The 14262-nt window shown below is 73.9% G+C and carries 14 protein-coding genes and 1 tRNA gene; 3 read left to right on the top strand and 12 right to left on the bottom strand.

Going from position 1 to position 14262, the window contains the following annotated elements:
• Positions 1–74 precede the first annotated feature (74 nt).
• Together argH and ACFP1Z_RS24060 are read right to left on the bottom strand one after the other, a co-directional pair.
• Positions 75–1517, bottom strand: coding sequence for an argininosuccinate lyase (gene argH, locus ACFP1Z_RS24065; protein ID WP_390319339.1), 1443 nt, complete (start codon positions 1515–1517; stop codon positions 75–77).
• A gap of 84 nt (positions 1518–1601) precedes the next feature.
• A complete protein-coding gene (locus ACFP1Z_RS24060) occupies positions 1602–2822 on the bottom strand; it encodes an argininosuccinate synthase (protein WP_390319337.1) in 1221 nt (406 codons plus the stop codon).
• 233 nt (positions 2823–3055) lie between these two features.
• On the opposite strand from ACFP1Z_RS24060, the gene ACFP1Z_RS24055 reads away from it, so the two are divergent.
• Positions 3056–3129: transfer RNA gene (locus tag ACFP1Z_RS24055), tRNA-Pro, on the top strand.
• A 134-nt stretch (positions 3130–3263) separates the two neighbouring features.
• Here ACFP1Z_RS24055 and ACFP1Z_RS24050 read toward each other — a convergent pair.
• From ACFP1Z_RS24050 to ACFP1Z_RS24010, 9 genes are all read right to left on the bottom strand, one after another.
• Positions 3264–3806, bottom strand: a complete 543-nt coding sequence (locus ACFP1Z_RS24050; RefSeq protein WP_390319335.1) for an arginine repressor — start codon at positions 3804–3806, stop codon at positions 3264–3266.
• Positions 3807–3825: 19 nt separating this feature from the next.
• A complete protein-coding gene (locus ACFP1Z_RS24045; protein ID WP_390319333.1) occupies positions 3826–5022 on the bottom strand; it encodes an acetylornithine transaminase in 1197 nt (398 codons plus the stop codon).
• On the bottom strand, positions 5019–6002 hold the full coding sequence (argB, locus tag ACFP1Z_RS24040; RefSeq protein ID WP_390319331.1) for an acetylglutamate kinase: 984 nt from the start codon (positions 6000–6002) through the stop codon (positions 5019–5021). Before argB ends, ACFP1Z_RS24045 begins: the two co-directional genes overlap by 4 nt.
• A gap of 70 nt (positions 6003–6072) precedes the next feature.
• The gene (gene argJ / locus ACFP1Z_RS24035; RefSeq protein WP_390319328.1) at positions 6073–7224 is read right to left on the bottom strand and encodes a bifunctional glutamate N-acetyltransferase/amino-acid acetyltransferase ArgJ; all 1152 of its coding nucleotides are present in this window, start codon (positions 7222–7224) and stop codon (positions 6073–6075) included.
• On the bottom strand, positions 7221–7379 hold the full coding sequence (locus tag ACFP1Z_RS24030) for a hypothetical protein (RefSeq protein WP_390319326.1): 159 nt from the start codon (positions 7377–7379) through the stop codon (positions 7221–7223). The genes argJ and ACFP1Z_RS24030 overlap by 4 nt, the downstream gene beginning before the upstream one ends.
• Positions 7376–8404: an N-acetyl-gamma-glutamyl-phosphate reductase gene (argC, locus tag ACFP1Z_RS24025; protein WP_390319324.1), complete on the bottom strand. Its 1029-nt coding sequence runs from the start codon at positions 8402–8404 to the stop codon at positions 7376–7378. The genes ACFP1Z_RS24030 and argC overlap by 4 nt, the downstream gene beginning before the upstream one ends.
• A gap of 123 nt (positions 8405–8527) precedes the next feature.
• Positions 8528–9697: an acyltransferase family protein gene (locus tag ACFP1Z_RS24020; RefSeq protein ID WP_390319503.1), complete on the bottom strand. Its 1170-nt coding sequence runs from the start codon at positions 9695–9697 to the stop codon at positions 8528–8530.
• 373 nt (positions 9698–10070) lie between these two features.
• The gene (locus ACFP1Z_RS24015; RefSeq protein WP_390319322.1) at positions 10071–11039 is read right to left on the bottom strand and encodes an alpha/beta hydrolase; all 969 of its coding nucleotides are present in this window, start codon (positions 11037–11039) and stop codon (positions 10071–10073) included.
• A gap of 262 nt (positions 11040–11301) precedes the next feature.
• Positions 11302–12051: an SDR family NAD(P)-dependent oxidoreductase gene (locus ACFP1Z_RS24010; RefSeq protein WP_390319320.1), complete on the bottom strand. Its 750-nt coding sequence runs from the start codon at positions 12049–12051 to the stop codon at positions 11302–11304.
• Between the two features lie 122 nt (positions 12052–12173).
• On the opposite strand from ACFP1Z_RS24010, the gene ACFP1Z_RS24005 reads away from it, so the two are divergent.
• Together ACFP1Z_RS24005 and ACFP1Z_RS24000 are read left to right on the top strand one after the other, a co-directional pair.
• Positions 12174–12569: an RNA-binding S4 domain-containing protein gene (locus tag ACFP1Z_RS24005; protein ID WP_390319318.1), complete on the top strand. Its 396-nt coding sequence runs from the start codon at positions 12174–12176 to the stop codon at positions 12567–12569.
• Positions 12570–12662: 93 nt separating this feature from the next.
• A complete protein-coding gene (locus tag ACFP1Z_RS24000) occupies positions 12663–12863 on the top strand; it encodes a DUF1918 domain-containing protein (protein WP_390319316.1) in 201 nt (66 codons plus the stop codon).
• Positions 12864–12944: 81 nt separating this feature from the next.
• Here the strand turns inward: ACFP1Z_RS24000 and ACFP1Z_RS23995 are convergent, their stop codons facing one another.
• Complete coding sequence (locus ACFP1Z_RS23995) at positions 12945–14189, bottom strand: glycoside hydrolase family 10-like protein (protein WP_390319502.1); 1245 nt, start codon at positions 14187–14189, stop codon at positions 12945–12947.
• Positions 14190–14262: the final 73 nt, after the last annotated feature.

Below are 14262 nucleotides of genomic sequence, written 5' to 3'. Positions count from 1 at the left end.
ATAACCCGAATGAGACGGACACGTCTCACTCAGGCCATGGTCGTCCCACAGTGCGGGACGGGGCGCGGGATCACTCAGTCGCGCTTGGCCTGCGCCCACTCCAGCTGCAGCGCCAGATCCGCCTTGACCTCGTCGAGCTGCGCGGCGACCGCCGAGGGGGCCGTACCGCCCCGGCCGTCGCGGGAGGCGAGCGCTCCGGGCACGTTCAGCACGCCGCGGACCTCGGGGGTCAGGTGCGGCGAGATGGCCGCGAACTGCTCGTCGGTGAGCCCGTCGAGCTCGATGCCGCGCGCCTCGCACTCCTTGACGCAGGCACCGGCGACCTCGTGCGCGACGCGGAACGGCACGCCCTGCCGCACCAGCCACTCGGCGATGTCGGTGGCGAGCGAGAAACCGGCCGGGGCCAGCTCCGTCATGCGCTCGCGGTTGACGGTGAGCGTGGCCATCATCCCGGTGAACGCCGGGAGCAGGACCTCCAGTTGGTCGCAGGAGTCGAAGACCGGCTCCTTGTCCTCCTGCAGATCGCGGTTGTAGGCCAGCGGCAGCGCCTTGAGCGTGGCGAGCAGCCCGGTGAGATTGCCGATGAGCCGCCCGGACTTGCCGCGCGCGAGCTCGGCGATGTCGGGGTTCTTCTTCTGCGGCATGATCGACGAGCCGGTGGAGAAGGCGTCGTGGAGGGTCACGAAGGAGAACTCCTTCGTGTTCCAGATGATGACCTCCTCGGCGATCCGCGACAGGTCCACGCCGATCATGGCTGTGATGAACGCGAACTCGGCGACGAAGTCGCGGGAGGCGGTGCCGTCGATGGAATTGCCCACCGAGCCGCGCTCGAAGCCGAGTTCGGCGGCGACCGCCCGCGGGTCCAGGCCGAGCGAGGACCCGGCGAGCGCCCCCGAGCCGTACGGGGAGACGGCCGTGCGCTCGTCCCACTGCCGCAGCCGCTCGGCGTCCCGCGAGAGCGCCTGCACATGGGCGAGGACATGGTGGGCGAAGAGCACGGGCTGGGCGTGCTGCAGATGCGTGCGGCCCGGCATGGCCAGGTCCGGGTGCGCCTCCGCGAGCCCGGTCAGCGCCTCCTGCAGCTCGGCCAGCAGCCCGCCGATGATCCGCGCGTGGTCGCGCAGATACATGCGGAAGAGCGTGGCCACCTGGTCGTTGCGGGAGCGGCCGGCGCGCAGCTTGCCGCCGAGCTCGGGGCCGAGCCGCTCCAGCAGCCCGCGTTCGAGGGCGGTGTGGACGTCCTCGTCGGCGACGGTGCCGGTGAACGAGCCGTCCGCGACGTCCGCTTCGAGCCGGTCGAGCCCCGCCAGCATGCGCTGGAGCTCGTCGTCGGTCAGCAGCCCGGCCGTGCGCAGGACGCGGGCGTGGGCGCGGGAGCCGGCGATGTCGTAGGGGGCGAGCCGGAAGTCGAAGTGGACGGAGGCGGAGAGCTCGGCCAGGGCCTCGGCCGGGCCGGCGGCGAACCGCCCGCCCCAGAGGCGTACGCCTCCGGAGGGGTCCCGCGGTTCGGTGGTCATCGTGGAGTGCTCCTCGTCTGCGGTGTGTCTGCGGTCGGTGATCGGGGCGCCGGGGACTGCCGGGCCGGGACTACGGGGCCGGGACTACTGGGCCGGGACGCCCTCGGGGGCGGGCCGCAGATCACGCCGCGCGGCGATCTTCGACGACAGGCCGAAGATCTCGATGAAGCCCTTCGACATCGACTGGTCGAAGGTGTCACCGGTGTCGTAGGTGGCGAGGTTGAAGTCGTAGAGCGACTGCGGGGACTTGCGGCCCGTGACGACGGCCCGGCCGCCGTGCAGCGTCATCCGGATGTCACCGCAGACGTGCTCGTTGGCCTCGGCGATGAAGCCGTCCAGGGCCCGCTTGAGCGGCGAGAACCACAGGCCGTCGTAGACCAGCTCGGTCCAGCGCTGCTCGACCTGCCGCTTGTACCGGGCGAGTTCACGCTCGACGGTGACGGCCTCCAGCTCCTGGTGCGCGGTGATCAGCGCGATGGCGCCCGGCGCCTCGTAGACCTCCCGGGACTTGATGCCCACGAGCCGGTCCTCGACCATGTCGATCCGGCCGACGCCCTGCGCGCCCGCCCGCTCGTTGAGCTGCTGGACCGCCTGGAGCACGGTGACGGGCTCGCCGTCGATCGCGACGGGGACGCCCGCCTCGAAGGTGATGACGACCTCGTCGGCCTCCCGGGGGGTGGCCGGGTTCGCGGTGTAGTCGTAGACGTCCTCGATCGGGGCGTTCCAGATGTCCTCCAGGAAGCCGGTCTCCACGGCCCGGCCGAAGACGTTCTGGTCGATGGAGTACGGCGACTTCTTGGTGGTCGCGATCGGCAGGCCCTTGGCCTCGCAGAACGCGATCGCCTTGTCCCGCGTCATGGCGTAGTCGCGCACCGGGGCGATGCACGTGAGCTCCGGGGCCAGCGAGGAGATGCCCGCCTCGAACCGCACCTGGTCGTTGCCCTTGCCGGTGCAGCCGTGCGCGACGACCGAGGCGCCGTGCTTCTGCGCGGCGGCCACCAGGTGCTTGACGATGGTCGGCCGCGACAGCGCGGAGACCAGCGGGTAGCGGTCCATGTACAGGGCGTTGGCCTTGATCGCCGGCAGGCAGTAGTCCTCGGCGAACTCGTCCTTGGCGTCGGCGACCTCCGCCTCGACCGCCCCGCACGCGAGCGCGCGCTTGCGGATGACGTCCAGGTCCTCGCCACCCTGGCCGACGTCCACGGCAACGGCGATGACCTCGGCGCCCGTCTCCTCGGCGATCCAGCCGATGGCGACGGAGGTGTCCAGGCCGCCTGAGTAGGCGAGTACGACGCGCTCGGTCACGGGGGTCTCCTCACGGTGCAATGCGATGCGCTGATGGGTATAAGTATGCGGTGCGCCGTATGTTTCGTCAATAGCTCGTGAGAGTGATTCCTTCGGACCCCCGTGCGGACGGCGCGCCCGGCGCGGTTCCGGCCCTCCCCCGCCCGCCCCGGCCCCCGATTTGGATCACCGGCCCGGAACAGGTATTTTCTTCTTGCACGCCCCACCGGGAACACACCGGAGGGAAACGGCACCGGGACGTGGCGCAGCTTGGTAGCGCACTTGACTGGGGGTCAAGGGGTCGTGGGTTCAAATCCCGCCGTCCCGACACGGTAAGCAGGGAAAACACCCTCCGATTCGGCACAAGCCGAGGTCGGAGGGTGTTTTCGTATACGCGGGAAGCCAGTGGCGGCGGGCGCCTTCCGCAGGCCCGCGCGACGGGCCTGCGGAAGGCGCCCGGTCTCAGCTCTCCTTCTGCGCCAGCCGCAGCAGGTGGTCGGCGAGGGCCTGGCCGCCGTGGGGGTCGCGGGCGATGAGCATGACCGTGTCGTCGCCCGCGATCGTGCCGATGATCTCGTGCACGCCGGCCTGGTCGATGGCCGAGGCGAAGAACTGGGCGGCACCGGGCGGGGTGCGCAGCACCACGAGGTTCGCGGAGGCCTCGGCGGAGATCAGCAGCTCGCCCGCGAGCCGGGCCATCCGGGCCTCGCTCGCGGACTCGCCCATGGGGGCGCGCGGGGTGCGGTCGCCGCCCTCGGAGGGCACCGCGTAGATGAGCTCGCCGCCGGTGTTGCGGATCTTGACGGCGCCGAGTTCGTCGAGGTCCCGGGAGAGTGTGGCCTGGGTGACGGTCAGCCCGTCGTCGGCGAGCAGCCGGGCGAGCTGGCTCTGCGAGCGCACCGGCTGCCGGCCGAGGATGTCGACGATCCGTCGGTGCCGGGCGGTGCGGGTCTGCGGCACGGCCGCTCCGCCGTGGAACCGCTCGGGCTGCTGCGCCTCGGTCATCGTCTCGTCAGTCTCCGCGTCATCGTGCTGTGTCCTGGGGTGTGCCGCCGGCCGCGTCCAGGGCCCCGGGCAGGGCCCGGAGGAACGTTTCCACCTCATCTTCGGTGAAGATCAACGGCGGGGCCAGCCGCACCACGTGGGGCGCGACCGCGTTCACCAGCAGACCGGCGTCCTGTGCCGCCTGCTGCACCTCGGCGGCGAGGGGCTCGCCAAGGACAATACCCAGCAGCAGGCCCGCCCCACGGACGTGGTCGACCAGGGGGTGGCCGAGCGCAGCGATCCCGTCACGCAGCAGCGCGCCCGTGCGCCGCACCCGGGCGAGGACGTCCTCGCTCTCAAGGGTGTGCAGGACGGCGAGGGCCGCGGCGCAGGCGACGGGGTTGCCGCCGAAGGTGGAGCCGTGCTGACCAGGTGTCAGCAGTTCGGCGGCGGGGCCGAAGGCGAGGGTGGCGCCGATGGGCAGTCCGCCGCCGAGGCCCTTGGCGAGCGTGACGAGGTCGGGTTCGACTCCCTGGGCCTGGTGCTCGAACCAGTGTCCGGTGCGGCCGATTCCTGTCTGGATCTCGTCGAGGACGAGCAGGGTGCCGGTGGCGCGGGTGATCTCGCGGGCGGCGGCGAGGTAGCCGGGCGGCGGGACGACGACGCCGTTCTCGCCCTGCACCGGTTCGAGGACGAGGAGCGCGGTGTCGGGGGTGACGGCGGCGCGCAGGGCCTCGGTGTCGCCGTAGGGGACGTGGGTGACCTCGCCGGGCAGCGGCAGGAAGGGCTGCTGCTTGGCGGGCTGGCCGGTGAGGGCGAGGGCGCCCATGGTGCGGCCGTGGAAGCCGCCGGCGGCGGCGACCATGCGGGTACGGCCCGTACGGCGCCCGATCTTCAGGGCGGCCTCGATCGCCTCGGCGCCGGAGTTGGCGAAGTACACGCGGCCGGGGCGGCCGGCGAGGGCGAGGAGGCGCTCGGCGAGGGCGACGGTGGGTTCGGCGGTGAAGAGGTTGGAGACGTGGCCGAGGGTGGCGATCTGCTCGCCGACGGCCTTGACGACGGCGGGGTGGGCGTGGCCGAGGGCGTTGACGGCGATGCCGCCGACGAGGTCGAGATAGGCGTTGCCGTCGGCGTCCCACACGGTGCTGCCGGCGCCGCGCACCAGCGGGATGCGGGGGGTGCCGTAGTTGTCCATGAGGGCGCCGCGCCAGCGCTCGGTCAGGGCGGTGTTGCTCATGTCGCGGTCTCCTCCGGCTCGTTCTCGCTGTCGTGGGGGGCGTCGGTGTCGAGGGGGTCGTGGGGGTCGTCGGGCACGACCATGGTGCCGATGCCCTCGTCGGTGAAGATCTCCAGCAGTATCGAGTGCTGGACGCGCCCGTCGATGACCCGGGCGGTGGCGACGCCGTTGCGCACGGCGTGCAGACAGCCCTCCATCTTGGGGACCATGCCGCTGGACAACTCCGGCAACAGCTCCTCCAGTTCGCTCGCGGTGAGCTTGCTGATGACGTCGTCGCTGTGCGGCCAGTCCGCGTAGAGGCCCTCGACGTCGGTGAGGACCATCAGGGTCTCGGCGCCGAGGGCGGCGGCGAGCGCGGCGGCGGCGGTGTCGGCGTTGACGTTGTAGACGTGCCCGTCCTCGGCACTGCGGGCGATGGAGGAGACGACGGGGATCCGCCCGTCGTCCAGCAGCGCCTCGATCGCCCCGGTGTCGATGTCGCTGACCTCGCCGACGCGGCCGAGGTCCACGCGCTCGCCGTCGATCTCGGCGTAGTGCTTGACGGCGGTCATGATGCGGGCGTCCTCGCCGGTGAGGCCGACGGCGAGCGGCCCGTGCCGGTTGAGCAGCCCGACGAGTTCGCGCTGCACGGATCCGGCGAGCACCATGCGCACGACGTCCATCGCCTCGGGGCTGGTGACCCGCAGCCCGGCCTTGAACTCCGAGGCGAGTCCCAGGCGTTCGAGCTGGGCGCTGATCTGGGGGCCGCCGCCGTGCACGACGACCGGGCGCAGTCCGGCGTGCCGCAGGAAGGCGACGTCCTGGGCGAAGGCGGACTTGAGCCCGTCGTCGACCATGGCGTTGCCGCCGAACTTGATGACGACGGTCCTGCCGTGGTGGCGGGTGAGCCAGGGCAGCGCCTCGACGAGGGTACGGGCCTTGGGGAGCGCGGTGTGCTTGCGTGTGGGGACGCTGTGGACCGGTGGGTTGTCGACCGTCATGACCGGCTTTCGGGAGAAGTCGTGGGCCGGCCGCCGGGCGGCGGCAGCCTGCGGGGGGCAGGAGGAGCGCTCAGGAGGAGTACGCGCTGTTCTCGTGGACGTAGTCGGCCGTGAGGTCGTTCGTCCAGATCACCGCGGACTCGGTGCCCGCGGCGAGGTCGACCGTGATGCGCACCTCGCGGTAGCGCATGTCGACCAGGTCGCGGTCCTCGCCCACGGAGCCGGCCCGGCACACCCGGATCCCGTTGATCGCGACGTCGATCTTGTCGGGGTCGAAGGCGGCGGAGGTGGTGCCGATGGCGGACAGCACCCGGCCCCAGTTGGGGTCCTCGCCGTGGATCGCGCACTTGAGGAGGTTGTTGCGGGCGACGGAGCGGCCCACCTCGACGGCGTCGTCCTCGGTGGCGGCGCCGGTGATCTCGACGCGGATGTCCTTGGAGGCGCCTTCGGCGTCGCCGATGAGCTGCCGGGAGAGGTCGTCGCACACGGAGCGCACGGCGGCGGCGAAGTCCTCCGGGTCGGGGGTGATTCCGGAGGCGCCGGAGGCGAGCAGCAGCACGGTGTCGTTGGTGGACATGCAGCCGTCGGAGTCGACGCGGTCGAAGGTGGTGCGGGTGGCGTCCCGCAGGGCGGCGTCGAGGGCGGCGGCGTCGACGTCGGCGTCGGTGGTCAGGACGGCGAGCATGGTGGCGAGGCCGGGGGCGAGCATGCCCGCGCCCTTGGCCATGCCGCCGACGGTCCAGCCGGCGCCCTCGGCGACGGCCGTCTTGTGGACGGTGTCGGTGGTCTTGATGGCGATGGCGGCCTTCTCGCCGCCGTGGGCGGAGAGTTCACCGGCGGCCGCGGTGATGCCGGGGAGCAGTTTGTCCATCGGCAGCCGGACGCCGATGAGTCCGGTGGAGGCGACGGCGATCTCGGCGGCGTCGACGCCGAGGGCCCCGGCGGCCCGCTCGGCGGTCGCGTGGGTGTCCTGGAAGCCCTCGGGTCCCGTGCAGGCGTTGGCGCCGCCGGAGTTGAGGACGACGGCGGCCACCCGGCCGCCCTTGAGGACCTGTTGGGACCACAGGACGGGCGCCGCCTTGACCCGGTTGGCGGTGAAGACCCCGGCGGCGGCCCGGCGGGGTCCTTCGTTGACGACGAGGGCGAGATCGGGGCCGCCGTTGCCCTTGATCCCGGCGGCGATGCCCGCCGCCGTGAATCCCTTTGCTGCGGTGACGCTCACGGTGTCCTCTCCTTGTCCGCCGTGCGGGGTGCGCGGCCGGCGCTGCTGCTGTGGGGTACGGGCGGGGTGCCGCGGGGGCGCGGCGGCCGTCTGTCGCAGGGCGCGACCCGGGCCAGGAGCCGGGCCAGGGCCCGTACGGCTCTCCTGCGGCTCATGGCGCGACACCGGTCGTGGGCAGCCCCAGGGTCTCGGGGAGGCCGAGGGCGAGGTTCATGCTCTGCACGGCGCCGCCGGCGGTGCCCTTGACGAGGTTGTCGATGGCGCTGACGGCGACGATCCGGCCGGCCCGGGTGTCGTGGGCGACCTGGACCAGGGCGGCGTTGGAACCGTGGACCGAGGCGGTGGCGGGCCACTGCCCCTCGGGCAGCAGGTGGACGAACGGCTCGTCCGCGTAGGCCTTTTCGTACGCGGCGCGCACGCTCTGTGCCGTGACGCCCGGCCGGGCCTTGGCGCTGCAGGTGGCGAGGATGCCGCGGGGCATGGGGGCGAGCGTCGGCGTGAAGGAGACGGTGACGGGCTCGCCGGCGGCGGCGGTGAGGTTCTGGGCCATCTCGGGGGTGTGCCGGTGCGTGCCGCCGACCCCGTACGGGCTCATGGAGCCCATGACCTCGCTGCCGAGCAGGTGCGGTTTGAGGGCCCTGCCGGCGCCGGAGGTGCCGGAGGCGGCGACGACGACGGCCTCGGGCCCGGCGAGCCCGGCCGCGTAGGCGGGCAGCAGGGCGAGGGTGGCGGCCGTCGGATAGCAGCCGGGGACGGCGATACGGCGGCTGCCGCGCAACGCCTCGCGCGCTCCGGGCAGTTCGGGCAGTCCGTACGGCCAGGTGCCGGCGTGCGGGGAGCCGTAGTAGTGCTCCCACTCCCCCGCGTCGGCGAGCCGGAAGTCGGCCCCGCAGTCGACGATGAGCACGTCCTCGCCGAGCTCGGCGGCGACGGCGGCGGACTGTCCGTGCGGCAGGGCGAGGAAGACGACGTCGTGCCCGGCGAGCGTCCGGGCGGTGGTGGGCTCCAGCTCGCGGTCGGCGAGGGGCAGCAGGTGCGGGTGTGCCGCGCCGAGCCGCTGCCCCGCGCTGGAGTGCGCGGTCAGGGCCCCGATGCGTATCCCGGGGTGCGCGAGGAGCAGGCGCAGGATCTCTCCGCCCGCGTATCCGCTCGCTCCTGCCACTGCCGCATGCACTGCCATCGGGACCCCTCCTGGTCGATGGCATGACTATACGGAGTGCTGAAGTTTTATGCAATGTTTTCCGGGACGCCCGTGCCGACCCCGACACACCCCGGGCCGCGCCGCCCCCTCCACCGCTACGGCTTACCCGGCCCGCCGGACGTCATGCCCCGAGGCGGCCATCGCCTGCCGGGGGAACCGTTCCGCCGTAACTCCCGCGCCCTCGCGGCCCGTTCGCGGCCGCCGCTGCTCGTACCCGCGGAACGCGGACCAGCACACGGCGAGCGCGACCGCGAACACCGGCAGCCAGGCCAGCCGGGCGAGCACCCAGCCGACCCCCTCGGGCGGGGTGTGCAGGCCGGGCAGCGGATGCCCCGCGAGGAGGCCGGTCGCGGTGACGGCCATCATCGCGGTCTGATGCCACAGGAAGACCGTCATCGCGGAGAGGTTGACCAGTGCCACCACCGCCCAGGCGCGCGGGCGGGCGAGTACGCGCCGCAGGGGCCCGTGCAGCAGCAGGGCGGCGCCGCACTGGGCGAGGCCGAAGGCGACGGCGGCCAGAGTGGGCGGGTTGAGGTTGGAGACGGCGGCGCCGGGGACACCGACCATGGACGCGGGATAGCCGGCGAACACCACGAGTCCGGCGGTGGCGGCGGCCCCGCCCAGGAGCAGCGCCCACCCGGTGCCGCGCCCGCCCGCCCCGCCGCGCGCCCACAGCGCGCCCAGGCAGTACGGGACGAGCCAGCCCGCCGCGACGTTGGCCCAGCCCAGCCAGGACGGGCCGCCGAGCCCGAAGCGCAGCAGGTCGACGTGGAGGACGACGGCGAGCGGCCACAGCGGGTGCAGCCGCGCCACGAGCGGGGTCAGGGCCGTCAGCCCGGCGAGGACGAGCAGGAACCACAAGGGCGAGAGCACCAGGGACACCAGCGTGCGCACAGTCGGGTACCCGACGCCCGCGGCGAGCATCCCGGCGGTCGCGGCGGCCCACACGGCCAGGAGCGCGACGACGGGCCCGAACAGCCGGGCCAGCCGGGCCCGCAGCCACGGCCCGTACCCCGTCCCCCGCTCGCGCGCGGAGGCCCAGCCCTTGGCGGCGACGTGCCCGCCGACGAGGAAGAAGACGGCGAGGGTCTGGAACACCCAGGTGACAGGCGTCAGTTGCGGCAGCTCCCGCAGCGGGCTCGTGGTGTACAGGCTGCCGCTGTCGGCGACGAGAGCGGTCACGAGCCAGTGCCCGAGCACGACACCGAGGATGGCGAAGGCCCGCAGGGCGTCGAGGGCGCGGTCGCGGTGGGGCGGGGTGGCGGCGTCGATACGGTGGACGAGGCGGCGGAGCCGCGCCCGGGCGCGGCCACGGCCCTGCCGGGCGGCGGGTTCGACGGGGCGCGCGGACGCGCTGACGCCTCCGGCATCGCCGGCACCCTCGGCACCCGGGCCACCCGCCGGGACATCGGTGCCGGAGCGCCGCACCAGGACGCAGCCGGAATCGCTGCCCGGCAGACGGTCGGCGCGGGGGCGCGCCGGAAGGCGCGCCGACGGGCGGCCGGAATCACGGTCGGACGACGGGACCGCGCCGCAGCAGCCACCCTCCGGGACATCGGTGCCGGGGCGACGCACCAGGACGTCGGCATCGCTGCCCGGCGGACGGCCGGCGCATGCGCGCGCCGGAAGGCGGTCCGAGGCGTGCTCACGCATGGCGGCCCTCCTCCGCGGGCCGCCGGCCCGTGACGATCGCGGCGATCGCGCGCAGGGGTGCCGAGCCGGGGCGGAGGTAGTCGCTGTGGCCGCCGGTGCCGGCGGCGAAGACGTGGGCGCCGAAGTCCTTCGCGGTCGGGTCGGCGCCGAAGCCGACGGTGGCGAACGGCAGGTCCAGGCTCACGTGGGGGACGCGGGCTATCCAGTCGCCGGTGCCCCGGCCCGCCCAGACCGTCGCGCCGGTGCGCAGTTCGCCGACGTGGTCGTAGCCGGTGCCGGGGCTGCCGAACAGCACGAGGTCGGCCACCGGCAGTCCGGCGGCGGCGCGGGCGCAGACGACCGAGCCGTAGGAGTGGCCGAGCAGCGCGATCCGGGCGCGGGGCGCGGCGGCGTGCAACTCCTCGACGAAGGCGCGCAGTTGCCGGGCGGCCGTATCGGCCCGGCCCGGGGTGAGGACCTCGGGGCTGACGGTGTCCGGGGTCCGGTAGCCGAGCCAGGCGACGACGGCCGCCTGCTCCCCCAGCTCCCCCTGGAGCGCTCGCGCACCGGCGCGGAAGCGCTCGTAGGTGTCGAGTCCGGTGTCCGAGCCCGGTACGAGGACCGCGATCCGCCCGGCGTGCGCGAGGTCGCCGAGGACCTCGGCGCTGCGGCCGCCGTCGCGTCCGTCGAAGGACAGGAAGCGGCGGTCGGGAGCGGCCATGGCGGTCAGCGCGGCGGCCCCCGCGCGGTCGCCGTGGCCGGCGGCCGCGCGCTCGGCGGCGCGGATGTCCTCGCGGCTGCGTGCGTAGCGCTCGTCGAGGGCGGCGGGGGTCGTGGCCGCCAGCGCGGCGTGCGCGGCGGGGGCGGGAGCCGGGACCGCCGCGGGGCGGGCCGCGCCCGCCACCGGCACCGCCACCGAGGCGGCGACGAGCAGGGCGAGCGCGGTGCGGCGCAGCCGGGCGGGGCGTGGGCGGGACGCCATGGGGTGGTCCTTCCGTACCGGGTGACGTGGTGTGTCCGGCGGCGAAGGTAGGAAGGAGGCCGGGCGGCGGGCGTCCCGCCGGGGAGCTCACTTGCTCGTAGCACCCGGGTATGACGGGTAGGGGGTGCGGGCCGCGCCCGGTCCGGGGCCTCGCGGCCGCGGCTCCGCGCCGGTACGCGGCGCGTGGCGCCTCCGTACGGGCGCGCGTCAGCGCCCGTACGCGCACCCGGCCCAGCACGGATGCGCACGGCCCACGGAGGCGTCAGCGCATCAGCGCGCCGCCGTTGACGTCGTACGTCGCCCCCGTCGCGAAGTTCTCCTCGGAGGCGAGGAGCAGCACGACGCGGGCGACCTCCTGCGGCGTCGCGATCCGGCCGAGCGGCACCCGCGCGGTCAGCTCCGCGAGGGTCCCGGGGTCCACGGAGCGCACCATGGGCGTGTCGATCATCGCGGGCGCGACGGCGTTGACGGTGACGCCGGAAGCGGCCAGCTCGGCGGCGAACACCCGCGTCAGCGCGATCAGTCCGGCCTTCGCACTCCCGTAGGCGGCCCCGGTCGGCCGGGGCGTCTGGCCCGCGATCGAGGCGATGTTGACGATGCGGCCGTATCCGCGCTCCCGCATACCGGCGGCGATGTGCCGGGTCAGGAAGAACGCGGCCCGCAGATTCACCGCGAACACCTCGTCCCACTCCTCGGGCGTGATCTCCCACAGCGGTCCGGCCGACGGCCGGGCCGCGTTGTTGACGAGCACGTCCACCGGTCCCCGCGCGGCCGCCGCCCGGCAGGCGTCGGCGACCGCCTCCAGGTCGCGCAGATCGATGTGGAGCGGGAGCACGGACTCGCCGCCGGCGCCGCGGAGTTCCTCCGCGAGCGCCCGGTTGCGCGCGTCGTCCACGTCGAGCGCGACGACCCGCGCGCCCTCGGCGTGGAACGCGCGGACCAGCGCGGCACCGAGCCCCTGGGCGGAGCCGGTGATCAGGACGGTGCGGCCGACGAGGCCGGTGGCGAGCATGGCGGATCCCCTCTGACGTCCCCTGTCGTGGTCCCGTGTCCCGGGTGCGTCGATCGTGCCAGGGGAGCCGTGCGGCCGACAGGTGCGGCGGACACCGGTATCGCCCGTACTACAGTCGGGGCATGGATGCGCAGGACGAGGGGCCCGTCCGGGTCGACAGCTGGATCTGGTCCGTACGGCTCACCAAGACCCGCTCCCTGGCGGCGACGGCCTGCCGCGCGGGCCACGTCCGCGTCAACGGCGAACGCGTCAAGCCCGCCCAGCCGGTGCGGACCGGCGACGAGGTGCGGCTGCGGCTCGGCGGGCGCGAGCGGATCGTCGTCGTCTCACGGCTCGTCCGCAAGCGCGTCGGCGCGCCCGTCGCCGTCCAGTGCTACGTCGACAACAGCCCGCCCCCGCCGCCCCGCGAGGAGATCCCGGTGGTCGCCGTCCGCGACCGGGGCGCGGGCCGGCCCACGAAACGCGACCGGCGCGAGCTGGAAAAGCTGCAGGGGACGCACCTGCGTCCCCCTCGCTGAGCGGAGGCCGGACGGCGGCTTCGCCCGTAGACTCGGAAGCATCCCAGGACACGTTCGCAAACCTCCGAACCGGGAACGGAAGGGGAACCCCCGATGCGCGCGAAGAAGGGCGACAAGCTGGTGCGGCACGGCCGGGTCGTGGGCGAGCACGACCGGACCGTCGAGGTGGTCGAGACCCTGGGTGCCAACGGCAACCCGCCGTACCGCGTCCGCGACGACCAGGGGCACGAGACGATCATGTCGCCGGGGCCGGACTGCGTCGTGGACCACCGCAAGGACGCACAGAAACCGTAAGGCCGAAAGCCGTAAGGACCGCCGGACCGTCCGCCGGGGCCGCGCCGCGCCCCGCCGACGCGGCCCCGGGTCGGCTCCGGCTCAGCGGGGCGGGCGCGCCCGGCCGCGGTAGTGATCGCGGACGACGCGCGCCATCGCCCCGATCGGATCCCCCGCGACCTGCTTCGCCGAGAAGAAGGCGTGACCCGACACCTCGGGCACGCCCCGGGCGAGGGTCAGATGGCGGGAGAGCTCGGCCGGGTCCTGCCAGGGCGCGGGCTGCTGCGGGTCGCCCGCCCGGTACAGGGCCTCGCCGATGTACAGGCGCACGTCCGTGCCGTGCACGGTCCGCGCCCACCAGCGCACGAGTTCGCCGTAGTCGGCGGCGGCGTTGCCGATGTGCCAGTAGACCTGCGGCACGATGTAGTCGATCCAGCCCTCGCGCACCCAGCGGCGGGTGTCGGCGCCCAGGTCGTCGTAGGTCTGCACCCCGGCACGGGTGTTGGAGCCCCGGCGGTCGGTGGAGCGGTTGCGCCACACCGCGAACGGGCTGATCCCGAAGCGCACTTCGGGCTTGTACCGCTCGATACGCTGCCCCGTCTCCCGTACCAGCAGGTCGATGTTGTGCCGCCGCCACGCCGCGCGGTCGGGGAAGCCCGCGCCGTGGCGCTCGTACGCGGCGTCGTCGTCGAAACGCTGCCCCTCGACCGGATAGGGGTAGAAGTAGTCGTCGAAGTGGACGCCGTCCAGGTCGTAGCGGAGGACGGCGTCGAGCATCGCGTCCTGCACAAAGCGCCGCACCTCGGGCAGACCGGGGTTGTAGTAGAGCTTGCCGCCGTACGGCACCGCCCAGTCCGGGTGCACGCGCGCCGGATGCGTGGGCACGAGCCGGCCGGGATCTGTGTGGTTGGCGACACGGTACGGGTTGAACCAGCCGTGCAGTTGCAGCTCGCGGCGGTGCGCCTCGCGGACGGCGAAGGCCAGCGGATCCCAGCCCGGGTCGCGTCCTTGAGTGCCCGTCAGATACTCCGACCACGGCTCGAACCGCGAGGGCCAGAAGGCGTCGGCGGTCGGCCTGATCTGCAGCATCACGACGTTGAGACGGCGGCGCACGGCGGCGTCGAGGAGCGCGGTGAGCTCGGCGCGCTGCCGCTCGGCGGAAAGGCCGGGGGCGGAGGGCCAGTCGACGTTGACGACGGTGGCGATCCACATGCCGCGGAACTCGCGCCGCCGGGCGCCTCCGGTGGCACCCACCGCTCCGCCCGCTCCCAGCACGGCCGTCATCGCGCCGCCCGCCGCCGCGACCGCGATCCCTCTTCGGCTGATCCGCGCCCCGGTCCGGGTCATACGTCCCATATGTGGCCCACTTCCTGTCGGATCGGTCACCAGCTTCCTCCGAGGATGCTCCGGCCTTCAGGTC

Source organism: Streptomyces gamaensis (assembly GCF_042656465.1).
Lineage (GTDB): Bacteria > Actinomycetota > Actinomycetes > Streptomycetales > Streptomycetaceae > Streptomyces > Streptomyces gamaensis.
The sequence above is the reverse complement of the archived record's forward strand: the minus strand, read 5'-3'. Positions and strand labels throughout refer to the sequence as shown.